General features: G+C 53.0%; 17 protein-coding genes and 1 pseudogene. 11 read left to right on the forward strand and 7 right to left on the reverse strand.

Going from position 1 to position 24,267, the window contains the following annotated elements; translation table 11 throughout:
* Window position 1: 1 nt before the first annotated feature.
* Both KRAC_RS66655 and KRAC_RS30455 read right to left on the reverse strand, forming a co-directional pair.
* Window positions 2-1,640: pseudogene (locus KRAC_RS66655) on the reverse strand (nuclease/transposase family protein).
* Between the two features lie 304 nt (window positions 1,641-1,944).
* Complete coding sequence (locus KRAC_RS30455; protein WP_007913994.1) at window positions 1,945-2,652, reverse strand: hypothetical protein; 708 nt, start codon at window positions 2,650-2,652, stop codon at window positions 1,945-1,947.
* Window positions 2,653-3,140: 488 nt separating this feature from the next.
* Between KRAC_RS30455 and KRAC_RS30460 the strand changes: the two genes are divergently transcribed.
* The gene (locus KRAC_RS30460) at window positions 3,141-4,148 is read left to right on the forward strand and encodes an ABC transporter substrate-binding protein (RefSeq protein ID WP_007913999.1); all 1,008 of its coding nucleotides are present in this window, start codon (window positions 3,141-3,143) and stop codon (window positions 4,146-4,148) included.
* A 215-nt stretch (window positions 4,149-4,363) separates the two neighbouring features.
* Window positions 4,364-5,296: an aldo/keto reductase gene (locus KRAC_RS30465; RefSeq protein WP_007914002.1), complete on the forward strand. Its 933-nt coding sequence runs from the start codon at window positions 4,364-4,366 to the stop codon at window positions 5,294-5,296.
* A gap of 89 nt (window positions 5,297-5,385) precedes the next feature.
* Here KRAC_RS30465 and KRAC_RS79770 read toward each other — a convergent pair whose 3' ends face one another.
* Complete coding sequence (locus tag KRAC_RS79770) at window positions 5,386-5,577, reverse strand: hypothetical protein (protein ID WP_420795841.1); 192 nt, start codon at window positions 5,575-5,577, stop codon at window positions 5,386-5,388.
* 549 nt (window positions 5,578-6,126) lie between these two features.
* Between KRAC_RS79770 and KRAC_RS30470 the strand changes: the two genes are divergently transcribed.
* Window positions 6,127-7,359 (forward strand): RNA-guided endonuclease InsQ/TnpB family protein, encoded by a 1,233-nt coding sequence (locus KRAC_RS30470; protein WP_007914004.1) that lies wholly within the window; start codon window positions 6,127-6,129, stop codon window positions 7,357-7,359.
* A gap of 1,128 nt (window positions 7,360-8,487) precedes the next feature.
* Complete coding sequence (locus tag KRAC_RS30485) at window positions 8,488-10,335, forward strand: reverse transcriptase/maturase family protein (RefSeq protein ID WP_007914005.1); 1,848 nt, start codon at window positions 8,488-8,490, stop codon at window positions 10,333-10,335.
* 304 nt (window positions 10,336-10,639) lie between these two features.
* Here the strand turns inward: KRAC_RS30485 and KRAC_RS79775 are convergent, their stop codons facing one another.
* Together KRAC_RS79775 and KRAC_RS30490 are read right to left on the reverse strand one after the other, a co-directional pair.
* A complete protein-coding gene (locus KRAC_RS79775; RefSeq protein ID WP_083815051.1) occupies window positions 10,640-10,777 on the reverse strand; it encodes a LuxR C-terminal-related transcriptional regulator in 138 nt (45 codons plus the stop codon).
* Between the two features lie 4 nt (window positions 10,778-10,781).
* Entirely contained in the window at window positions 10,782-11,180 is a 399-nt protein-coding gene (locus KRAC_RS30490) for a response regulator (RefSeq protein ID WP_052568718.1), read from the reverse strand.
* A 142-nt stretch (window positions 11,181-11,322) separates the two neighbouring features.
* On the opposite strand from KRAC_RS30490, the gene KRAC_RS30495 reads away from it, so the two are divergent.
* The 3 genes from KRAC_RS30495 (at window position 11,323) to KRAC_RS30505 (ending at window position 16,057) form a co-directional block, all read left to right on the forward strand.
* Window positions 11,323-12,054 carry an ABC transporter ATP-binding protein gene (locus KRAC_RS30495; protein ID WP_007914006.1) on the forward strand — a complete coding sequence of 244 codons (732 nt, stop codon included), beginning with the start codon at window positions 11,323-11,325 and terminating at the stop codon, window positions 12,052-12,054.
* Between the two features lie 252 nt (window positions 12,055-12,306).
* Window positions 12,307-15,339, forward strand: a complete 3,033-nt coding sequence (locus KRAC_RS30500) for an ABC transporter permease (RefSeq protein ID WP_169460967.1) — start codon at window positions 12,307-12,309, stop codon at window positions 15,337-15,339.
* Between the two features lie 55 nt (window positions 15,340-15,394).
* Window positions 15,395-16,057: a hypothetical protein gene (locus KRAC_RS30505; protein WP_007914008.1), complete on the forward strand. Its 663-nt coding sequence runs from the start codon at window positions 15,395-15,397 to the stop codon at window positions 16,055-16,057.
* Window positions 16,058-16,321: 264 nt separating this feature from the next.
* Here KRAC_RS30505 and KRAC_RS30510 read toward each other — a convergent pair whose 3' ends face one another.
* Both KRAC_RS30510 and KRAC_RS30515 read right to left on the reverse strand, forming a co-directional pair.
* Window positions 16,322-17,113, reverse strand: coding sequence for a hypothetical protein (locus KRAC_RS30510; protein WP_007914009.1), 792 nt, complete (start codon window positions 17,111-17,113; stop codon window positions 16,322-16,324).
* A 151-nt stretch (window positions 17,114-17,264) separates the two neighbouring features.
* Window positions 17,265-18,461 (reverse strand): hypothetical protein, encoded by a 1,197-nt coding sequence (locus tag KRAC_RS30515; RefSeq protein ID WP_007905179.1) that lies wholly within the window; start codon window positions 18,459-18,461, stop codon window positions 17,265-17,267.
* 315 nt (window positions 18,462-18,776) lie between these two features.
* Between KRAC_RS30515 and KRAC_RS30520 the strand changes: the two genes are divergently transcribed.
* From KRAC_RS30520 to KRAC_RS30535, 4 genes are all read left to right on the forward strand, one after another.
* Window positions 18,777-20,474 carry a peptide ABC transporter substrate-binding protein gene (locus KRAC_RS30520; protein ID WP_007914010.1) on the forward strand — a complete coding sequence of 566 codons (1,698 nt, stop codon included), beginning with the start codon at window positions 18,777-18,779 and terminating at the stop codon, window positions 20,472-20,474.
* A 247-nt stretch (window positions 20,475-20,721) separates the two neighbouring features.
* Entirely contained in the window at window positions 20,722-21,681 is a 960-nt protein-coding gene (locus tag KRAC_RS30525; protein ID WP_007914012.1) for an ABC transporter permease, read from the forward strand.
* Window positions 21,682-21,705: 24 nt separating this feature from the next.
* Window positions 21,706-22,827 (forward strand): ABC transporter permease, encoded by a 1,122-nt coding sequence (locus KRAC_RS30530; RefSeq protein WP_007914014.1) that lies wholly within the window; start codon window positions 21,706-21,708, stop codon window positions 22,825-22,827.
* A 325-nt stretch (window positions 22,828-23,152) separates the two neighbouring features.
* On the forward strand, window positions 23,153-24,193 hold the full coding sequence (locus KRAC_RS30535; protein WP_007914015.1) for a LacI family DNA-binding transcriptional regulator: 1,041 nt from the start codon (window positions 23,153-23,155) through the stop codon (window positions 24,191-24,193).
* The last annotated feature ends 74 nt before the right edge of the window (window positions 24,194-24,267 follow it).

Genomic DNA, 24,267 nt, shown 5'->3' on the forward strand with positions numbered 1-24,267 from the left:
GCTAAAGCAGCGGGGGTTCCAGGGGTTCGGCCCACGCTTCCCGCTCTTCACCCCGAAGGAGATGAGCTGGCTCTAGTGGTGGTTCCCCTGACCTTTTGGGCAGACGCGCTCCGGCTCTGGTCAGACCAAAGCTTCGGGGCAGGCTCTGCCCTTCTTTCGCGCGTTGTGCTGTACGCTCGTGTGCTGCCCGCAGGCGCGCCTCCGCACCTTCCCAATACGCCTGGTATCGGGCACACGAGGGAATAGGGTCTGCTGGATCAAGGGAGGCGGCAAGATACGCCGAATACAGGTCACGTTGGACAGAACCCACGCCACAGGAGCACTGATGCCAACGCTGAGAGAGCGGCTTCTTCACCCGCTTGCCACAGCCGTGACACCATTGGCTCAGCGCCGTCGTGCGTGTGGGAACTTCCACCAGGGTGCCGCCCGTGCTTGCAACGGTGCGTCTCAACCATTCTATAAACATCCCTGGGGCTCGCAGTCCCACACTCTTGCCAAACTGCTTTTGCCATGCCTTGTAGGAAATCTTTTTGAGGATGATGGTCTTGCCCAGTGCAACCACCTCATGCACCTTGCGGCCATGCAGGCTCTTGCGGTGCGCTGCCAGCTTGCGCTCTTTGGTCGCTTTGCGCCGCCGGGTGGCCTGGTAGCGCTTACTCTGCTTCCACCGCAGTTTCTTGTTGCCCTGCTTCTTGATGCGCCCCTTCTCGTCGTAGTTCTCCGGATTGGCGGCTCGCCGCTGTCGTTCCATCTGCCGCTGCAAACGGCGAATGGCCCTGCCATCAGGTGCCAGTTCCGCGCAGAACACCTCCAGGCTCGCTTCCCCTTCCTGAGGGAAGAGGGCCAGGGTCGAGGGACCGAGATCCCCCCCAACGATACCTTGCCCAACCTTGTGCTTGGGTTTGTGGTGGGGCTTGCCTTCCAAGGCCAGTTGGACGCGCGTAGCGATAGCCCTGTGTATCAGCGCCAGCCGCTTTGGGGCTGCTGGCGGGACGTTGAATGAGGCGGGCATACTTGATGCGGTGCCTGAGCCCATGGGTCACCACTTCATCCTTCCAATCGATGAGGACGGGCAGCTGGTCTCCGTTCCAGAGCACAAACCCTGCATTTCCGGCCTCGGGTGGCTGCAGGACAAGGCGGAGACTGGTATCATTGCGTTTGTTCTCGATGCTGGAGAAACCGCGTCCTCGGCTCTTAAAACGCACCCGTCTCGCCTGGCCCAGGCAGACGCGGTTGAGGGCGCGATAGGCGCGGGTGGCCAGGGTTTGAGCCAGCACCGCCTCGTTATGTTCCGCAATCCAGCCGACGCGCAGTCCTTTGACCGCTTCATGCAGAGCGGCTTCAGAGAAACTATACCTCTTGCGCAAAGCGGAGAAGGCGGCGGCTCGTTCCGCTTTGTGGATGCGAGGAAGGGCACGAGCCTCTTGCCAGGCGAGGTCAGCCCGCATGCGGCGCAGGCGCCTCTGTCCTTCGGAGAGGATGGCGTTGTAGAGCTGACGAGCGGCTTCCAGGTGAGCACGCAGGCGGGCGGCTTGCCCTGCATTGACGACCAGGGGCAGTTCGAGCAGAAAGGTGGGGGTGGCAGGCCGTTTCTCCTGCTGTTCCTTCTTCTTGCATTGCCCCAGGCATTTCTTTGGCATGCCTGCTCCTCCTTCAATCTCATACGTGCGATCGATCCTCGCACGCCTATTGTACCAGAGAGTCGAGAAGAACGCAAGTTCTAGAAGGCTGGCTTTATCCGGTCCTCACGCTCACGCAGGGGTGGCGATTCATCCCCGGCATCAATGACCGGGGCTTTCTCGCCACCTTCTCTGTAAAGAAAGACCGCAAGCGGCCTGTGAGGAGTGATTTGACGAGAAGAGGCAAGATGTCGCCGGTGTGTGCTCTTTTGGGTCGTTAAAATTCATCATCTAGTCACTTCCTCTGAGCAGCGGAGCGTTGCCTTTATGCACGTAGTGACGCTAGTGGTGCCAAGTCTGTATTTTTGAGCATGGCGAGGGCAGCGGGGATGGTGCCGATGATCCAGAGAGCGCAGATCAGGTATATGAGCACATCCTGGAAGACGATAGGCATATGCACGGGAAAGAGGAGGATGGTGAGCGGGCTAGTGAGGGCAAAGGCCCAGGCAGCCCAAGCAGGGACGAGGTGCAGTCGGCCAAGCATGAAGCCGATGAGCACAGCACTGAGCAGATGGCCGATAATGTAGATGAGAAGGAAGGTTGTCATGACAGTGTCGCCATTGAAGCGCGTCCAGAGCGCGGCAAGCTGCGGGGTGCTACCGCCCCGGTCGATGTCGTAGGCCAGGTCGTCGAGGCTGATGAGCGCTGCCCAGGGTATCCAGCCGACCAGGGAGAGTGCCGCCGAGATGGTGGCGAGCCACGGCGCACGCCGCATGCCCAAGAGCGACATGCCCAGGTAGCCAAGGGGCAAGAAGAAGGAGGCAGCAACGGCACCGATGAGGTGCAGCGTGTTGGCAGTAGGACTTGCCATCGCACTGGCGATAAGAGGCGCGCGGCCATTTCCCTGCCAGGTGACGAGGTAGAGTGTGATGGAGAGCGGTGCCAGGATAATGCAGGCCGCAAGGCACGAGCGCTGGAATATGTAAGCGGAGGAAATTTCTGCCTGCTCTGAAGAAATTGTGGATGATTTCATCTTGATGTTCCTTCTTTCTGAAATAGAAGAGAGTCGATGGAGCGGCATGTCCTGCTTACTTGTTGTATGCCCTGTGAAAACGCCGATGTGACCATCGGTCTCCCTCCTTTACGAGCGGTACATGAAGCGTTCTCACGAGAAGGATCGCCTGCGATGCGCGAACGCAATTTACAATCCCTACAGGGAGTATACCGAATGGAGAGCGCTTTTCCCAGGTACATTCGTATCAGTGCTCACTTTTCACGCCGACTGCTCACGCTTCGGATCTGGCACAATCCTGGTGAAGTCAGCCTATAAACCTTCTCACTCTCTTACCAGAGGGGTTGACAAGTTCTTTACTCAAAACGTATGTTTAGCACCCAGGGGAATAATATTAAACTGTGTTTCTGTTTATAACTCTGATCGTTCGCCTTATCGTCCAGGTAGCTGAATTGATCATGGCTAAATACACACATATACATATATTTCACGTATGGAGTAGGTAATTAATGTTCCGACGTCCTAGTTCGTTTTCCCTTCTGGTATTCGGCTTGTGGTTGTTGTCCATCAGCCTGTTAGCGAGTGGTTGCGGAGGAAGTACAACCACGACAACGACCTCTTCAAATAGAGTACAACAGGTTTCTATTGGTCTAGGGTATATACCAGACATCCAGTTCGCACCTTTTTATGTTGCTCAATCAAAGGGGTATTACAGTGAGTCAGGTCTGAATGTTACCTTTCATCATGGTATCGTTCCAGACCTCATCGGTTCGATGGTGGCCGGAAAGAATACATTTGTTATGGCTGGTGGCGATGAATTGCTTACCGCTCGCAATGAGCATATACAGGCAAAAAATGTCGCAACAATCTTCCAGAAGTACCCCATCAGCTTAATTGTTCCTGCCGACTCACCAATTAAGTCTCCAGCCGATTTAAAGGGACACACTGTCGGCATACCCGGTCCCTATGGGTCAAGCTATACTGCGCTGCAAGCATTTCTCTACAAGGAGCATCTCTCGCTTTCTGATATCAAGCTTCAATCAATAGGTTTTACACAGGTTGCGGCCTTGCTCACTCATCGCGTGGATGCGATTATAGGCTACTCCAATAACGAACCACTACAGCTTGCCAGGCGCAATGTACAGGTTCGCACATTCGCTGTCTCTGACTATCAACCACTCATCTCAGAAGGGATTATTGTCCCTGAAACCACACTTCAGGAACAGCCGCAGGTGGTCCATGAGTTTGTGCAAGCCACATTAAAGGGGCTACAATATGTGATCGATCATCCTGAGGATGCGATCACGCTGAGTAAGCCTTATGTTCCCGGCATGACCAATACCCAACAGACGCTGGAGATATTGAAGGCAACCATTCCTATTTGGCAAGGGAATGGAACGCTTGGTACCAATGATGAGGTGGCCTGGCAAGCTATGGAGCAATTCATGGTTGCGCAGAAGATGATACGTCCCATCCAGAAGGTCTCGGACGCCTATACCAACCAGTACATAAAATAAACTCCACTCTCTTGTTTGCCCATGCTTCTTGGATGTGGCACAAAGGGTCGCTTTTCGTCTCAACCTCGTTCGTCACTGTGCAAGTGGCAAGATTGAGGTGGAGATGGAATACGTTACATCCCTGTTCCATGTAAAGTACCATTGGTGCTGAGAAGTCTTCGGCAAACAGGCACTGAATAGTCACGACCAATGAAAAAATGAGGAGATCACTCACCATGCAAACACATCAGTTTGGCAGAACAGATATGCGGATTACAGCTATCGGGCTGGGAACATGGGCACTTGGTGGAAATCAATGGGGTCCCCAGGACGACCAGGAGTCTATAGCAACGATACAACGTGCTCTGGACCTGGGCATCAACTGGATTGATACCGCTGCTATTTATGGGTTGGGAGGATCCGAGAAGGTGGTGGGAAGAGCCATTAAGGGGCGCAAACAACCCTATATCTTCACGAAATGCTCACTGATCTGGGATGAGGGGATGCAGGTAAGGAGCAGCCTGAAAGCTAGTTCGATCCGTCATGAAGTTGAGGAGAGCTTGAGACGACTCGATATCGAGACCATTGATTTGTACCAGATACACTGGCCCAATCCCGATCCAGAGATTGAAGAAGGGTGGAATACACTTGCCGAACTCAAACGGGAAGGGAAAGTACGCCATATAGGTGTATCAAACTTCAACGTAGCGCAACTGCAGCGCGCGGAGAAGATAGCGCCAGTTGAAACGCTACAGCCACCGTACTCATTAATTAATCGTCAGGCGGAGCACGAAATTCTGCCCTATTGCCAGCAAAACACGATTGGTACGATCGTCTATTCCCCTATGGCGTCGGGCCTCTTGTCTGGGCACATGACCCGTGAGCGCATTGCGCAACTGCCAGATAGTGATTGGCGCAAACAGGGTCAGGAGTTTCAGGAGCCGCGCTTGACGCGTAATTTGGCGCTCGCCGATCTCCTCACGGCGATTGGAAAGGCACACAACGTCACAGCGGGAACGGTCGCTATTGCTTGGGCGCTACATAACCCAGCAGTGACAGCGGCCATTGTTGGCGTGCGCCACCCGTATCAAGCCGATGAACTGGCTATCGCTGCCGATTTCCATCTGAGCGAGGCTGAATATCAGCAAATTGAACAGTTCTCCGTCTGAGCGTTGATCGGGGAAACACGCGAACCCTGGTGAGTATCTGCAATATGCAGAGAAGAAGGCCAGGATTTAGCGTCTCCAGCAGATTCAGACTATGCAGCAAGAAGGGCGAACTGGCAAACTTGGTGTGAGAAAGGATCAGACGCCTTTTCTTGCGGATGCTCTACCTCCCATAAGTTATTTACAAGAGTGACATATGGAGCAAAAAGAGGATTGTGTTCCGGCTTCGACCAGACGAGAGCTGACAGCCTTCCTCCCGGCTTGAGCACACGCCGGATTTCCAGGAGCGCCTGCTATTTCAGGCATAGGGAGACAAGAAGCTTTTTCCTGAGGGGCTGCGCGTTCATCTGCGCCTGATCGAATCCAGCCCACTCCCATCAGGCGTTGTGCTCATGCGCTACGCGCGCGCATGATGGCCGCAACCGAACTACATGTTCGCCATTCCAGGAACGTTAGCAAGGATGCTCTCAAGTCCATTCACTGGGGAGATAAAACTCGTTGCGCAACCCGTGAGCTTCGCACCCACAAGAAGACTATTGCGGTCTTGCCCAAGTGATTCTTTCTCCCAGAGTAGAACTGGATGAATCACTCCCGTCTCCAGTCTTGTTTACGGTTCTAGCTTTTTTTGCACAGTAAATCCTACAAATATTCTACATTCCTTTTTTAGTAGGCAAGTGTTTTATTAGTTTTATTCAACAAACCGCCGCAGGAGTCCCCTGCCTTTGAGGCATGGGGAGGAATGCGGCGTTCCTTGTTGGAGAGGAGGCGGAGAGGGGCATATTCAGACAAGGAAGGCATTGACAGCTATCAGCGAATATGGTACATTTGTTCACATGAAATGCGTCATCACCGCCAAGCTCAAACTGCAGACCGACCCCACCCAGTTCGCGGCCTTGCGCGAGACCCAACTGGCCTACCGTGATGCCTTGAACCACGTGAGTCGCTACAGCTTTGCCCATGGCAAGACCAGCAATCAGCGCGCCCTGCAGCATGCCTGCTACGATGACATCCACCTGCTGTTTGGCTTGCCTGCCCAGATGGCCTGTAATGTCCCCCGTCAGGTTGGGGCCACCTACAAAACCCTCTGGACCAAAGCCAAGCACAATGCCCAAGCCCGCAAAGCCGGTCACACCAAAAAACGCTACAAGGGACTCGATCAGCCCCCCAAATATGTCTCTCCGACCCTGACCTACAACTACCAGCGCGACTACGGCTTTAAGCAAGAGCAGCAGGTCAGCATCCTGACCCTGCAGGGACGAGTCGTGCTGCCCTACCGCGGCTACGAGAAGCATGTGGCCCTCATCGGGCAGGGAGCCAGCATTGGAGCCGCCAAGCTCTGGTATGACAAGCCGCACAAACAATTCTACCTGCTGGTCTCCCTTGAACTGGAAGTGGCCGATCCCACACCCCAGACCCATTCCCAGGTCGTTGGTGTGGACGTGGGGCAGCGATACCTGGCCGTGACGGCCACTCCCACCGGGCAAGCCTCGTTTTTCCCCGGCAAACAGGTCCGGGCCACGGCAGACCACTCTGTGCGCCTGAGAAAGCGGTTGCAGAAGAAAGGCACTCGTTCCGCCACGCGACGCTTGCTTGCCATCAGCGGACGAGAGAGACGGTTGAAACACGACCGCACCCACCTGATCAGTCGACGCATCGTGGATGCCCACCCCCAGAGCCTCATCGGTCTGGAAGACCTGACCCACATTCGCGAGCGCACGAAGCGCAAGCGAGGAAAGAAGGCGAGCAAGAAGCAGCGGCGAGCCAATCGTCACGCCTCCTCGTGGGCGTTCGCCGAACTCCATGGCTACATCGCCTATAAGGCACTGCTTTCGGAGAGCATGGCCATCAAAGTGGATGCTTACCAGACCAGTCAGGCATGCCCCAAGTGTGGCCATGCCTCTGAGGACAACCGCCCCAATAAGGGGCTGCTCTTTGTGTGCCAGGAGTGTGGGTATCGGCTCCATGCGGATCTGATCGGTGCCAGGAATGTGGCGCTGCGAACGCTGCTCACTCGGCAGGACTGGGTGAGCACGGGGATCTTGTGTGCGCCCAGAGAGGCGCAGTGAACTCTGCCGTCAATGGACGGCGCTACTGAAGCAAAGTAGCTAAAACAGCACCTTACCTTCTATCGAAAGATCAGAGGGGACAACAGCATGGTGCGAAAAGGCCAATGAAGTTCGAGCACTACGAGCCAAATGTTGGTCAGTTAGGTCGTATACGGCGAAAACTGTATTGTTTGAACCCAAGTCGTGGTGATGCCACCCCCATCCGCAGGCCCAACGAGTGCCGATGCCTGCTGTTTGATGCTACGAAGGAAGACAAGAACTTCCGTGGAGCTTCCATCAAAACCGGCCTCTAGGGAAGAGGAAACGACGAGCGGGAACCTACGTACGAACCGAGTTCGCTGTGTAACCTGGGGATCGCCTACACGTCGCGAGACGCATGGCGACGGAGGAGTCGTAGTAGTGCGCCTTTGTGCCACAAATGTCTCTCTTACCCGTCGGGGTAAGCTCACTAGAGCAAGGTGAGTAACACAGCGACTTATTCGCCCACGTAAGTGGACGGAGATACCTTCAACCGAAAGGACTGAAGGGAAAGTAGCATGTCGTGTAAAATGCTGGTGAAGCTCCAGTCCCAGGAGCCAGAGGGAAGTCAAGCGAAGCTGTATAAGGTGAAGTCTTGATTGGCTGAATCCAAGTCATGGCGGAAAAACGCCAGCCCACAGGAGAAGGGACTATCGCCTGTGTTCAACGTGCAGGGGAACGGTACTACTTCCCCTGCAAGCTCTCGTTGGAGCCAGCCTGCAAGGAGCAGGAAGTGACGAAATGGGCACCTACGTACAGACTGAGACATTTGGAGGAACTGAGGGATCGCCTAAACGCTGTAAAGCGCAAGGTGACGGAGCGACCATACGAGTCGGATTTTATCTGACAAAGGGTCGCAGGAGGCCAGACTCAAAAGTGGCGGTTGACATGGATGTGTCAAAAGACCGCTGTGGGAGTCGTGTTGAAAAGACACTGGCCTCTGGAGAGCGTAGTGCATCGAAAGGTGCATGCTGCGTTCGGAGGGGAGGGGTTGGTGCTCCTGAATCATCAGGACCCGGCCTCTTACCCTACCCCAAATGCTCACCGTAATGGGCGAGACAGGGGGAAGGACTCTAGAGAATACATTCCACTTGAAAGGGGTTGGCTTGGATGAGTCAAAAGATCCCGGAGAGACTGGAAACCTTACGGAAACTCAACAGCAACAGACAGTGGACAAACGACGATCTCTATAGGCTGATGTTTAAGGAAGACTTATACATCATCGCCTACGAACAGATCAAGTCAAAACCTGGAAACATGACTCCTGGAACGGACGGAGAAACCCTTGACGGCTTTTCTCTCAAAACCATCAGAGAGATCATTGAAGCGATGAGATCCGAATCTTTCCAATTCAAACCTGTCCGCCAGAGCTTTATCCCAAAGGCGAACGGAAAAATGAGGAAACTCGGCATCCCCAGCGCAAAAGACAAAATCGTACAACAAGCTATCTACATGATCTTGGAGGCGATCTATGATAGCCCTCACACTCCTTACTTCCAGGAAACCAGTCATGGTTTCCGGCCCAATCACAGTTGCCACACGGCGTTACGAGAAATCAGAGAAAACTGGCCAGCCATCAACTGGTACATCGAAGGGGACATTCGCGCCTGCTTCGACGAAGTGGATCACTTGCCCCTGGTCGCCATCCTGCGCAAAAAGATTACGGATGAACGGTTTATCAACCTCATCTGGAAACTCCTGAACGCAGGATACATGGACCTCCATGGGACCAGGAAGGATAGCCTTGTAGGAACCCCACAAGGCTCAATTGCCAGCCCCATTCTCGCCAATGTTTACCTCCACGAACTTGACAAATTCGTTGAAGAACTCCAAACGAGGCATGAAAAGGGAAAGACAAAAGCCCGAAATCCCCTCTACCATAGACTTTCTGAGAAAAAGCGGGTCATGGTGAAGCAAGGCAGAACCAAAACCGACGAATTCAGAAAAGTGGTCGCACAAATGCGGACACTCCCATCTAGGGTAGTGAACGATCCACACTTTATCCGTCTCAAATACCTGAGGTATGCCGACGACTGGATCATCGGCATATGCGGAAGTCAAGAACTGGCAGAAGAAATCAAACAGGAAATAAAAAACTTCCTGAGTGAAACACTCAAACTTACCCTGAGCGAAGAGAAGACCCGCATCACCAATGCCAAAGCTGAAGAAGCTTTCTTCCTGGGAACGATCCTCAAGATCGGAAACGGAGGGACGGCTAAGATAACGCTGTCCACCAGCAGGTCAGGAAAGAAAGTCAAACGGCGATCTACTGGTTGGGAAACGGTGATAATAACACCTATACCCAAGCTTATCAGGAGATTGAGTGAAAGAGGCTTCTGCACAGCGAAAGGCTTCCCCATCGGAAAAGCAGGCTGGGCCTACCTGGACACAGACCAGATTATCAGTCTGTACAGCAGCGTTAATCGAGGCATACAGAACTATTACCGATTTACCGACAACTGGTCCAGAGTACGGCGAATCCAATACATTCTCAGGTTCTCGTTAGCAAAAACTCTGGCAAGGAAGTACAAAATCTCACTTTCCAAAGTCTTTAAACGCTCTGGAAAAAAGCTGAGTATCGTCATCAAAGGCCAAGATGGAAAGAAAGACAGAGAAGTTTCTTTCTACTCGAATCAGAACTGGTCAAAGAACAGAGACGCCTTCCAGGACAAAACTGCTCTAAATGTAGACCGAGTTCGGATGGCGACACAGATGAAAACACGCTCCAAGCTAGGAAAGCCGTGCTGCATTTGCGGAGAAAGCGCAGAGCAAATTGTCATGCATCATGTCCGGCATATACGAAAGCTCTCTCACCGACGAGAACCAATGGGCTTCAACCGGATACTCCGAGCAATTAACCGAAAACAAATCCCTGTCTGTGGAATCTGTCACGGAAAAATCCACCGAGGTGAATACGACGCTGTAAAACTGACGGATCTAGCGTACATTCCAAGCTAAAGAGGACCAAAGGTATTCTTGGCGAGCCGTGTGCATGGAAATCGTGCCCGCACGGTTCTGAGGGAGACCGTTGGAAAAGGACGCTATTCGATTGTTAATGTGCAACGGATAGAGTACCTCGCTGGCGGTCTACCCTACCGGTATCCCCTGATGTGTCGTGCGAGGAAGCCAAAGCGCGAAGGCGGCAACGCTTTCGTGAATTGCGGTGGAGCACGGACACAAGCCTCCGCCTTTAGGCGTGAGGTCACTGACTTATTGTATCTTTATATCCCAAAGGTAGAATATAGGATGCTCGCTCTATCAGTCATTCCTCAAACGAGAGTAACCCCTGTTCCAGGGCAACCGCAACTGCAGCAGCGCGTGAGTCAACGCCGAGCTTCGCATAGATGGAGGCAAGGTGAGCGTTTACAGTTCGCTCAGTAACCGCAAAGCGAACTGCAATCTCTTTACTCCGCTCCCCCCCTGGCTACTGCTGCCAGAATATCTCGCTCGCGCGCTGTCAGGCTCAAGCGGTGCGATTTGGAAGCCACAGGTGGAGAGAGCGTTCGTTCCGCACGAGTAAGAATCCTCTCCATCATTTCTGGCTGCATAAGCATTTCTCCACGCGCTGCCGCATGAATTGTATTCAGCACCACAGATAAATCCGCGTCCTTGAGAAGATAGCCTCGCGCCCCTGCACGTAAGCGGCTCATCATCAAATCATCTTCATTGTAGGTCGTCAACATAATCACCGCGACCTGCGGCCATGCCGTATGGAGACGTTTGAGCGCTTCCAGACCATCCATCTTGGGCATGCGCAGATCCATCAGCACCACATCTGGTTGTCGCTCTTCGACCAATTGCAATACGCTCTCTCCATCCACCGCTTCGCCCACCAGTTGGACGATGTAATGCCGCTCTAGCCTGGTTATACTGCGAACGTACTACAAGTCTACAAGAGTCACTGCGTATGCTCGCAAGATTATGAGATCAAGGAAGGAGTGCATTTTGCAGCAAATACTCACACTAGAGACAACACAAACTAGCAATGCCGTCATCGTCGCAACGAATGTATGCAAAGAGTACAACACTGGCACGGTCAAGGTACAGGCGCTTCAAGGGGTGAATCTCACTATTCACACTGGAGAAGTGGTCGCGATTATGGGGCCAAGCGGCTGCGGCAAAACGACCCTGCTCAACTGCCTCAGTAGCCTGGATACGATCAAATCAGGGACGATCAAAATAGCTGGACGAGATATCCAGTGCCTCTCAGACAGGCAATTGACTGCCCTGCGTGCTCGAGAAATGGGCTTTATATTCCAATCTTACAACCTGCTACCAGTATTAACTGCTGTCGAAAACGTTGAGCTCCCTCTGCTGGTCAGTGGTGAGCGGCCAAAGAAAGCGCGTGAGCAAGCACTAGAGAGACTCGCGCAGGTTGGACTAGAAGCACGGGCCAACCACCGTCCGGCGGAACTCTCAGGCGGACAGCAGCAGCGTGTCGCTATCGCACGTGCTCTCTCCACCCACCCCTCTATTGTCTGGGCAGATGAACCAACAGGAGCGCTTGACAGTAAAAGCAGTCAGGAAGTCATCGACTTGATGCTTCGCTTGAATCAAGAGCAGCAACTTACCTTCGTCTGGGTCACACATGCGCGCGAGGTGGCACAACAAGCCAGCCGTCTCATCACAATGAGCGATGGGCTTATCACTGAAGACCTCGCCCTGCTCAAGGGATAGACAAGCTACTAACGCTTTCTATGCTTTTGCACTTCAGACTCACTATACACCTAAATGGCATACTATTGTTCATCGCAAAAAGGGAAACACAGTGTAGCTATGAAAAGCCTCTTTTTTGGACAGGAGCAGAGCATAGAGCTGTTCCTCATCTCACTTACCATTCTGATCCTGTTGTTCATAGCAGGTATCGGGTTTACCCAACGGACTCTCTTACGCATCGGACTGCGAAACATGCTGAGGAGACGTGGCCAAATGTTGCTGCTACTCGGGGGACTCGCCCTTTCGTCGGCGTTCATCACCGCGTCCTTTGTGCTCAATGACAGCCTGCAATACGCAGCAAACACACAACTTCTCGGCAACATCGGCACTATTGACGAAACGGTAACCGGCACGTTCACAGCCGAACAGGCCACGACCTATCTCTCGGACATCAGGCGTAATGAACACATACAGGCCGCCACTGGTCTGCTACAGAGCTATCAAACAGCCTCTATTACCTCACAACGGACGGGCTTTTCACGAGACCGGCTCAATGTCGTCGCCGTACCAGCGGACTTCGACGAGGTATTTGGTCCAGCCAGGGATAGTGATGGAAAGCGTGTGCGCTTCGCGAACCTGCATGCCGGGGACCTCTACCTGGGAGCCACGTTGGCCCAAAACTTCTCAGCCCATGTTGGCGATCAACTCACGCTCACGCTCTCAGGAAGACGTGTCACGGGAACGGTTCGCGCCATCCTTGCCACGAATATATCGACGAATGCGAGTGATATTCTCTTTGATAACTCCGAACTTCTGGCGCTCTCGCTGCCGTACTATCAGCAAGTCACGCAACAGCAAGGAGTAATGAACACCATCGCCGTTAGAAACGTTGGACAGCAGGACGATAGCCCGACAGTCTCACGTTTCCTACAACAACTCTTCAACGCTCGCGCCGATGGATGGAAGAAGCTTTCCAGTTCACCTTCCTATGTCGCCCGGCAAGTCCATGTCATCAATCCCGATCTCATCTACTACCTGGGGCCACAATCATTCACCAATGGCCTTGGGGCGCAAGGGGCGCTCCAATTCACTGAACTGGTTCCGGCCCTTACGATATTACTTGTTGGCATAGGTATGCTTCTGCTCGCCTTGCTCCTGATCCTGTTGGCAACAGAACGTCGTGTGGAACTGGGCGTCAGTCGCGCGATTGGTTTCCAACGCTCGCATGTGATACAGTCTCTGCTCATCGAGGGGACAGGCTATGGTATTATCGCGGCCATTCCGGGACTGCTTGTTGGCGTCGGACTGGTCGCGCTGGAATTGTTTGTACTCTCCTTCATACCCTTACAAGCTGGCCCTAAATCATCGGCATTGATGCACCTTTCGTTGCACGTCTGGCTCAACTGGCATAGCCTGCTCACCTCGCTCTGCCTGAGTATACTCACAACCTTTCTGATCGTGCTCTGTACCGCCATTTGGATTAGCCGTCTCAACATTGTCGCCGCCATCCGCAACTTGAATGAGTCAGGGAAAGCACACCAGTCGCTCCTCTCCCTGATGAGAGCTGTCATCGCGCCCAATATCGACCAGTCGCCTGTCTCTACCTGCGAAAGACATCAGCTCATGCGCCGCATCTCCGCAATCTGGAGCCTGATATGTGGCCTCAACACACGCGGCCCCCTTCTGCTTCTATTGGTATTCCTCTTGTTCCAATTTGCCAGGTTTTCAGCTCAAACCTGGCTTCATCAGATCAGCCTGGCGCTAACTATCGCAGCCATCGGCTTGTGTGTACGCTGGCTTGGACGGATCGTTCTCACCACACTGAAAGCCCCATCGACAACGCTGGCAAGCCGTCTGGGCTTTAGTCTGATAGGGATCGGCTGGCTGGCGTCCAGCATACAACCGGGCGGGGCCTTATTCAGCATTTTTCAACCACCATCTGCAAACAATGGGATCTTGATACGGGTCGCTGGATCTGGGGGCCTGAATATGAACGCGCTTACCATTGTCCTGACTGACCTTTTCCTGATTTCTGGGGCCGTCGTGTTCATTATCGCGAACTGCGACGTGCTCGTAATCCTGCTCACGGCGCTCTTCTCACGTATACGCGGTATAGCCTCAATCAGCCGCATGAGTCTGTCCTACCCACTCACCTATCGCTTTCGCACGACCATGACGATCTCGCTGTTAGGTGCGATTGTCTTTCTCATTATGCTTGTCGTCACGCTCAACCTCGGCTCGGCACAAGAGGCACATCGTGATACTGTAGTTGGGGGCTATGATCTGACAGTAAGCGCTCAGGCACTCCCACAGGATTTTCTCCAGCGCATCCAGACCAATGCGACGCTACGCCAAGACATAGCGACAATGGCAACTGTTCATACAGTCGGAAGATCCTCGGCGCATCCGCGACAACTGCTCGTCCCAGGTCAGCGCCCGCAAACGCTCTCCGCAATCATCGCAGCTATGAGCGATAATTTCTTCCGCGAGAATACCATGGCCTTGCAAACTCGTGCGCGCGGGTATAACTCAGACCAGGCAGTGTGGGAGATGGTACGCACACATCCAGAATACACAGTTCTGCGCTATGAAATGACAATGCGCGGCATCAATTCCACTCAAAACGGCTTCCAGCCCTTCACTGTTCATGCGTTGGATGACACCGGGCATGTGCATCCACTCACGGTCATCGGCTTCACTGCGAGCACGACTGCCTGGTCCTACCTGTATACATCGGAGCGCACATTTGCGACCATTTATGGAGCTGCGCCACAGAGCAGCCACGTGATGGAACTGGTACGCCTCAACCCTGAAGTGAGCGAAGAGCAGACCACGCGCGATCTCATGAAAGCCTTCGGAGCGCAATATACTCTACAAGTACAATCGCTTACGTCAAGTGCTGGCGCGACCACCCAGGCGACCCTTACTATCTTCTATAGTTGCTACCTGGGATTAGGACTGGCCTTCGGAGCGCTAGCCCTAGCAGTCATCATGAGCCGGGCCGTTGTCGAACGACGACAACATATCGGGATGCTGCGCGCATTCGGCTTCTCACGCACACTTGTTGCGCTCTCGTTCTTGATGGAAGCTGGCTTTATCATTACGCTGAGCCTGCTCATTGGCACTGCCCTCGCTCTATGGTCTGCCTACCAGATCACGGCTTCCTATGGCCCAACCTTCCCCATTCCTATAACAATGATCATTCTCATTTTCCTCGGCTGCTATCTCGTAGCCCTTATTGCCACCTGGGTACCAGCCAATCAGGCAGCGCGGCTCTATCCCAGTGAGGCCCTGCGCTATGAATAAATCAGCCTACACTATCTACATTATCCAGAAATTGAGAACATAGAAAGAGGCACATATGTCTCGACGGAACAAGCATCCACACAAGTCCACATCCACCACACAAGAACGTCTAACACCACAATCGAATAAACCTGCTAGGGGACAGCGTAGATACCGTCAAAAGACCTCCTGGTGGAGCATCCTGCTTACTGGAGTGGGTATCGTGCTCGTCGGCTTAATGGCTGTCTTCGGCTTTCGCTTCTTCTCGAGCCTGAACACAACAGCAACTCCCTCGCTTTCCCCAGCTACAGAGGATGCTGTGACGCCAACGATACCCGGAGACAACAGCACAGGGGATTCGAGCAATCTAGGCCAGAAAACCTCCTCGCCTTGGAGCAACCAGGAGTTCGTCTCAACTGTTCTCGGCCATCTGGCTGAGAAATTCAACCTGTCCCTTGATCAACTATCAAAACAAGTCCAATCCGGCCTGCAAATAGAAGACGTGGCTGCCCAGCATGGCATTTCGGTAGACCAGCTGCATACCATCGAAATCAACGCGCTTCAGACTGGGATAGATAAACTGACCAGTACCAACCAGATGAGTCAGGATGAGGCCAGTATCATGATGCATGATTTCAAGAACAAGACCCAGCAAAAGCTTAATGGCGTCTTCACCTACGAGCTTGGTGGCACACCTCCCATTCCCACAAACGCCACCCCAACAATTCTACCAAAGTAGGAGCATCTTCAAAAGAGCTGACCTTGGCTCGCTTCTATAGAGAGTGCAAAAGAGAGTGCAAATCAGAAAACAAAGTGGTTAACACATTCAAAGCCTATCAGGAGAACATGCTTTCCACTTTGATTATTCCACAGAAGTGGGTCAAGGCCAGTCAGCCTTTAGGCGTGGGGAGTCGCCACATGAGCCAACTTTCAGCATAGTGTCTGAGGCGCTGGTTGATGTGTAATGCAAGTAGCGAATTTCTGCTCTTGAAACATGCCTGAATCAAGCAGTGAGTGCACGATTAAGCCGAACAGTTTTAATAATGGACGTGATGGAGCCGATGAGCAAAGTGATGCCCCAGATGATGGTAATGATACCAATGCATAAAGCGGCGATCGCGTCAGTAATACTGACGAGGAATGCCGGAACGATACCAAGAAGAAAGCTAACAAGAACAGTGCCAAGAAGAGAAGTAAGAAGAAGCAGAAGAAGTCCTTTGCTTTCAAGGAAGCGCTGTTGAGCGAAGAACAGGCTACCGGAGAAACCGAACTTGAGTAACATGATGACGCTCAATACCACATATGCGCCTGCCCGGTTAAAGGATCCGTATACAATGAGGTAGATAAGCGTGCCGAAAGGAATGGATAGGAGCAGCGAGATCATCAGCATAAGCAGGCTAAGGGCGATGAAGATCTGGCGCAGAGCGAAGCCCATGAGCAGGAGTGAGAAGATGAGGGTGGCAATTCCCTGTACTCTGCCATGCAGGCGCGCTGGAATGAATAAGGCAACACCCATAAGGGTAACGGTGAAAAGCATGATGCTGTCAAGGAGGGCCAGGTCGGGGAGACCAAGACCTGGTGGATACCCCTGACTGCTAAGCTGTGCCACCATATTTTGCTGGTCACGGTTGAGGCCGGTAGTAGCTGCAGAGAGCTGTGGAGGCAGTTGGAAGGCTGTGATTGGAACCGGGTTGCTGCGAAGCACGCCCGGGAGGGCCATACTCGTTTCAATGAGTACGACGATACAAATCAAGACGATAGCACATAGTAAGAAAGGTGTACGCAAGCGATTCATTGCATACCTCAAAACTACCGAACGCTTAGGACAGACGGCAAAAACGCAATCCCCTTCCTTGTGATCTGATTGTCAACCTTAGATGGAGACTTCGCACGCCTGAATGATCCACTTTTTTCTTACGTGTTTAGGCTTAAGTGGTAGAACCCCGCTAACCGGTGGCTGAGCACAGGACCCCCTTGCGTAGCCGAACCAGCGGCCGAAGGCGAGCAGGCTCGGCTACAGAAAGCGGCTCACGTGCCTGTTTCTTTCGCCGTCCTCGTTGCTTGGGTTCAACCCATGCAGGAGGAGCCACTTTGTAGTGCAAGAGTTCGCTTATGCTCCAGATATGATCAGTCAGCCCAGCCGCCATGGCAGGCGTGCAGGCTCTGCCCTCATGGACTGGCTTGCCGAGCTCATGATGCGGCCAACAGAAGTTATAGGTCGTCCCAAGCAGGTACATTCCCGTTTCCAGTGGACGCAGGTGGCGAGCGCTTTGACGACATTTGCGCGTCAAGGTGGCAAGCCGCTGGCGCATGGTGGCATTCAAGCGCTCAATAAAAGCCGTGTTGAGCACATTGCCTCCTTGTGACTGCTGGAGGAGCCGCTCGGCCTCCTCTTGTGAGCCATGCGACATCTTACGCGTGACCTCGACCACCCGTTTCTTCTGCGTCCGCTTGATGACCGTCCCAATATGCAACTCTGACCAAACGACCAAGCGAGCGCGTCCTCGCCCTGGCATCGCTTTCACCTTTTCACGAAAGGCTCGCTTGATACTGCCCGGATACGCGCACCAGCCATCAGTCAAGACCAGCAGCGCTTTCAAGGGCTCTGCACAGCGTCGTACCTGTTGCAAGAGCCGATCAGCCAGGGCGCGATCACGGGTACGTGAGACGGTCCCGGCCACCCACAGACGTGTCTTGACCATGATGGCCAGACCCATCCAAGCGACCATCTTGCAGCCTTTGACGCGGATCTCATCGGCCTGCACATGTTGCAGATCCAATTGGGCGGTCTCAACGATGTCTTGATGGACCTGTTGGCAATGGATTCCGGCTCGATCTCGCCAACTGGCCACGGTGCGTTCATCGAGGCCGAAGGCATGAACGATGGCTTGAAGCGGACAGCCATACGAGAGCAGCGTCACCACAATGACAATGAGCTCGGTTGGCTTGCGCAGTCCCTCAAGCATGGTTCCTCGGCGCGCGCTGAAGGTTTTGCGACAACGCGTACAGCGATAGCGCTCTCGCTTGCGATCATGAATGACGATGTTGCCTGCCCCGATTTGCCCTCTTGCGCAACACATCGAATGAGGGCAAAATTGTTTCGATGGCTCCATTGAGGGAAATATGGTCTTTTGCATATCCATATCTTGTCAATGGAGCCTAATTTTTGCAAGCCTCTCCCACTTTCACCAGTTAATGGAGTCCTACCACGATCCCAGTTCTCAATTAAGAATAATTCAAACGTAAATACTCCTTTTATATTGTGAGATTTGAATAATTCAAAGCGTAATCTTATATGGTTACTTGTTTCTCCCTTACTGTGACTATATTTTTGTTCGGTTTTACCGTAGTAACGCGAATAAAAATATAGATAGGCTTCTCTCGAATCAAAGAACTGGCCCCATCCTTTAAAGCTTTGGTTCATTGTAGGCGTTTTTATTTTTCAAGGAGAAAAAAGCTTGGAACCTGGAAAGAAACCGGTCTTGTTCCTGATTACCTGTCTATGCTTGCTAACGATGTTGTTAGCGGCATGCGGTAGTGGCTCCTCTGGACCCTCCTCAACAAAGGCTTCGGATGATAAGCAAACCTTGCGTTATCCAGTTGTAGGTGATCCAGATATTAACACCTTTGACCCGGCTCTCGTTCAGGATACTGACTCCAACTTCCCTATCCAGGCCGTCTTTACGGGCCTGGTCACCCTGGACGCCAATCTACAGGTAAAACCTCAACTGGCCGAGAGCTACCAGCAGTCCGATGGAGGACTGACCTGGACCTTCAAACTCAAGCCCAATCTGACCTTTAGCAATGGAGATAAGCTCACTTCAGAGGACGTCGTGTATAGCATCAATCGCGCGATCGATCCCGCCACGAAGTCGAGTGTCTCTGGTTACCTTCAGCTTGTCAAGGGTTATAAGGACTTCAGCGGCGGCAAGGTGAAGACCCTGATTGGCACGAGTTTGCTGGCCCCCGATCCTCAAACAGTGGTCATTAAGATTAGCCAGCCGGCGGCTTACTTCTTGCAGACCCTTTCCTATCCGACCTCCTATGTGGTCAACAAGAAACTGGTCGAGAAATATGGCACACAGTGGACCGACCATGTTGAAGAAGGTGGCGGCGCTGGCCCCTGGAAGGTTGAAAAGTACACCCACAACAAGGGTCTCGAACTGGTACGTAATGATGCGTACTATGGGGCGAAACCTCAGATGAAGAGACTCTCAGTGATCTTCTATAAGGACCAGGACTCAATGTACCGCGCCTTCCAGGCTCAGCAGCTCGACTTCACGCCTGTTCCGTCAACAAACCTGGAGCAGGAGCGTAGCACGCCTGGCTTTAAAGAGACACCTATCCTGACCATTCGTTATATTGCGATGAATTACCTGGTGAAGCCCTTCGATAATATCAAAATTCGCCAGGCTTTCGCGCTTGCCATTAACAAAGATCTGATCGTGCAGAGCGCCATGAAGAATGCCTTTACGCCTTCAAACCATGTTATTCCCAAGGGCATGCCTGGTTATAACGAGAATCTTACTGGGCCGCTTGGCACGGGTACCCAGGGCGATGCGAATAAAGCAAAGCAGGTCCTGGCTGAGGGGCTCAAAGATGCGGGCTACGCCAGTGTCTCAGCGCTACCACCTATTACGCTCACGTTCTACCCACGCAACCAGAACTTTAAGGATGCTCTCACCGCGATTGCGCAAATGTGGCAAACGACATTGGGCATCAAGGTGAACATCAACATTGTCACGCGCCCTAAGCTACTCGATCTGACGACCGCCACCAAGAACAACGGTTCCCTTCAGATGTGGCAGGCTGGTTGGAACGCTGACTATCCCGATCCTCAGGACTGGCTAACGCTCTTCTTCGACAAGGGGCAGGACTACAACCAGTCCAACTATGGTCAGAATAAGGTGCAAGATACCAGCGTTCAGTTAGAAGCGCAGAAGAAGTTGGAGCAGGCTGACCAGGAGCAGGATGTTACCAAGCGTATGCAACTGTACAACGAGGCCGAACAGCAGGCAATAAACGATGTTGGCTGGCTTCCTCTCTGGCAGGAGAAGGTCCAGTATCTGGTCAAAACAAGTGTGCAGAATCTTTCGCTCAATTCGCAGCAATTGATTCCGCCAGATGACTGGAGCAAAATCTACATCACCCAGTAACGTTTACCAGGTCCGGTACCATTCGCGTTTCTATGCACTGGAACTTTCGATGGAAAGCTCTCTCACATAGGATGCGTCACCAGGCGGTTGCTGTTTGCAGAACACATCCCTTAGGCTACTGCGAATGGCAACCGCGACCTATGCGCTTTTTACGCGCACGACTATTCTGCCGTCCTCCACGCGAGCGCCAGGGAGCGCTCATGACGCAGCGTACGAACAGACCCTGAAGAAGTATCAGGAGTGTTTTATGATTCGCTTTCTACTAAAACGGCTCATTGGCCTGCTATTTGTCGTTGTTGGGGTCACACTTATCACCTTCTTTATGGGTCATTTCGCGCCCGGAGACCCCATTCGCGTCCTGCTTGGCGACCACCCGAACGCGGTGCTGGAGGCCCAGCTCAAACATCAGTATGGCCTGGACCTTCCCTTATATCAGCAGTATCTCAACTATATGGGACACCTGATCAGGCTTGATTTTGGGCTTTCATTTCGGAGCATCAATCGCCCCGTTTGGGATATTCTCAAAGATGGCGTACCAGTTTCTCTTGAGTTAGGCTTATGGGGTCTCTTTCTGCAATTACTGCTTGGTATCCCCCTCGGGGTGGCCTCCGCACTGCGAGCAAACACCTGGATAGACACGTTCAATATGGGCCTGGCACTAGTCCTGTACGCCATACCAGTGTTTATCGTTGGTGTGCTATTCCAATTGCTCATCATCTGGATGGACAAGCAGACTGGTTTGCACTGGCCCGTTACGCAATGGGGGACGCCATGGCAATACACCTGGCAGGATATCCAGTATAAGCTCGCCCCTATACTGGTCTATACGGCGGCAGGCATGGCCTACTATGCGCGTCTCGCTCGTACCAGCATGCTCGAGGTGTTACGCCAGGACTACATCCGTGCGGCTCGCGCCAAAGGACTGTTGGAAAATGCCATTGTCTATCGCCACGCCTTTCGCAATGCGTTAATACCACTGGTGACAGTGCTTGGCGTCTCGGTTGGGTTCCTGGTAACTGGGGCCTTCTTTACCGAAAAAATCTTTAACCTTCCCGGCATCGCGAATCTGACCCTGGAGGCGATTGATTCGTTGGATTACCCAGTTCTCCAGGCAACAACGGTTATGCTGGCGTGTAGTGTGGTCCTCGGCAATCTGATCTCAGACATCCTCTACACGGTCGTCGATCCACGTATCAGAGCGGAATAGAAGCGCGAGGTAAAGAAATTGGACATGGATACCAGGGACAATAGGGAAGCCAGCGAGGAGCGTGAAGAACAGGTCGCACAACGCCTGGAAGAAACACCATCTGTTGAAACTGTGGCTCCGCCTTCTGTCGATCTGCTGGAGGTTGAAGGTGAAGGTACGCCGGAGAAGATCACGTTACCACCGCTTCAGAAGCCTCCTACGCCTCTACAGGATTCACTCAGGCACTTACGCCGCGATAGACGGGCCATGATCTGCCTGGGGATCATCGTCTTCTTCGTGCTGCTTGCCATCGTAGGGCCTCCTATCTATCAGCACGTTGGTGGCGACTACAACAGCCCTATTAACGGGAAAGTTCCTTCTACGGTCTATCATAGCTTCTCGCACCAGGAGCTTAATCGCCTCGATGAGGGGCCATCGGCGCAGTACTGGCTGGGAACTGATCGTATCGGGCAGGATCTCTTTGCCCGGCTCATGCAAGGTTTGTTGATATCAATCCTGGTCGCCGTGCTGGTCGAGGTCGTCAATGTGCTACTGGGCCTCATCGTGGGCGTCCTTGCTGGTTACTATGGGGGCTGGACTGATTTTCTCCTGGCCCGCTTTGCCGACCTGATATTTGCCTTTCCCGGCCTCCTCTTCGTCATCCTGCTGACTGGCATTTTTGGGACGCAGGCCGACGTCGCGTTGTCGAGCGTCCCTATCCTGGGGCCAAACGGTAACGCGCGTCTGATCCTGGTTTCGATGGCGCTGGCCCTCACCTCCTGGCCCCTCATGGCGCGCTATGTGCGTGGGCAAACCATGCAAATCAAGCAACAACAGTTTATTGAGGCAGCCAAAACAGCGGGTTCGAGCGACTTTGGCATTATCGTGCGACATATCATTCCCAACCTGTTCAGCATGGTTATTATCGTCTCGACCTTGAATATATCCAATACCATTATTAGCGAAGCTGGTATTAGCCTGCTGGGGTTAGGGGTTCAGCCTCCCGGTGCGAGCATAGGTCTGATGATCTCAGATGGCGCGACCCTGTTGAGTACACACCCCTGGGAAGCCTTGCTTCCTTCGGGAGTGCTGGCAGGCATTGTGCTGGCCTTCTCATTTCTGGGGGACGGACTGCGCGATGCTTTCGATCCGCGCACAAAAGATTAACCCACCGCACAATCCCATCCCTGATTCGAGTACCTCCCGCAAGGCGAACGCGCGGCCAAAACAGGAAGCAAGGGCTCAAGCACACGAAAAACCCACCTCACCGCTGGGGCTTGCAGCCCAGCGGTAAGGCGGCGGCTTCTTCTCTGTCATATCAGGTTAGCGCGAGCACTTGACAAAGGGGAATTTAATTCTTATGCTTTATATCAGTGAATATATTCCCCATCGTGCAAAAATTACTCCGAATGCAGGCGCTTTTATTTTTTCTTTTATGCACACGTGTGCATAAAGATTTCTTGTGAGGATCTCTCGTAAAGGGGGGCAAGCGTTGCGCCGACAAGAAGTTTCTATTGCCGATATCGCTCGCGTTGCTGGCGTCTCACACACGACCGTCTCGCGTGCGCTCAGACAGAATCCGCTCATCAGTGCGGGTACACGCAAGCGCATCCAGAAGCTGGCCGATGAAATGGGTTATACACCCAATGCTATCGCGCAAAGCCTGCAAACACAGCAATCCAGCACTATCGGCCTGGTCGTGACCTCGATTGCTGATCCCTTCTTTGGCGATGTTGTCAAAGGCGTTGAGGAAGTGGCGCGTGCCGCGCATTTTAGTGTTTTGCTCAGTGCCTCTTATAATGACCCTCATAAGGCTACAGATATCATCGAAACCTATCAACGTCGGCGCGTCGATGGTATCCTGGTCGCATCATCGCGTATTGCTACCAATTACAGTCACCGGATTCCCCATATCCGCATTCCCACTGTCTTGATCAATGCTCAGGGCGAGTTACAGGCCAGTCAGTTGCACTGGATTGCAGTAGATGATCACCAGGGCGCGCAGCTTGCCGTCAACCACCTGCTGCAACTCGGACATCGCGCTATAGGCTATCTGGGTAGTAGGAGTCGCCCAGGTTCAAATCAACAACGGCTTCAGGGATACATAGACGCACTTGATCAGGCTGGGATACAGAGGCAAGCAGCATGGGTGATCCAGCCTCCATGTGATGAAGCCTCGCAAGATGAAGATATAAGTGTGGGGCAGAACGCCCTGCTCGATTTGCTCGACGCAGGTGTTACTGCTGTTTTCTGTTATAACGATATGATCGCTATCGGCATGCTGACAGCATGTCACGAAAAAGGGATCGCGGTGCCACAAGATCTGAGCATCGTCGGCTTTGATGATATCCAGATCGCCAGTTGCATGGCGCCGCCATTGACTACTATTCACCAGCCCAGAGTAGAACTAGGACGTCTTGCGACTCAGGTAATGTTAGACCTATTGAGTGATCATCCAGGCAAAAGTCATAGCCTGCCTCCATCTCTTGTGTTACGTGGCAGCACCGCGCCATTGCGAGAGCAGTATCGTTAGTATCGCGGCCATGCAATCTTACCAGACTGGCTTGCCTGTCGACCTGTAATACATATAAGCAGACAAGCGTATAA

The organism is Ktedonobacter racemifer DSM 44963, from assembly GCF_000178855.1.
GTDB lineage: Bacteria > Chloroflexota > Ktedonobacteria > Ktedonobacterales > Ktedonobacteraceae > Ktedonobacter > Ktedonobacter racemifer.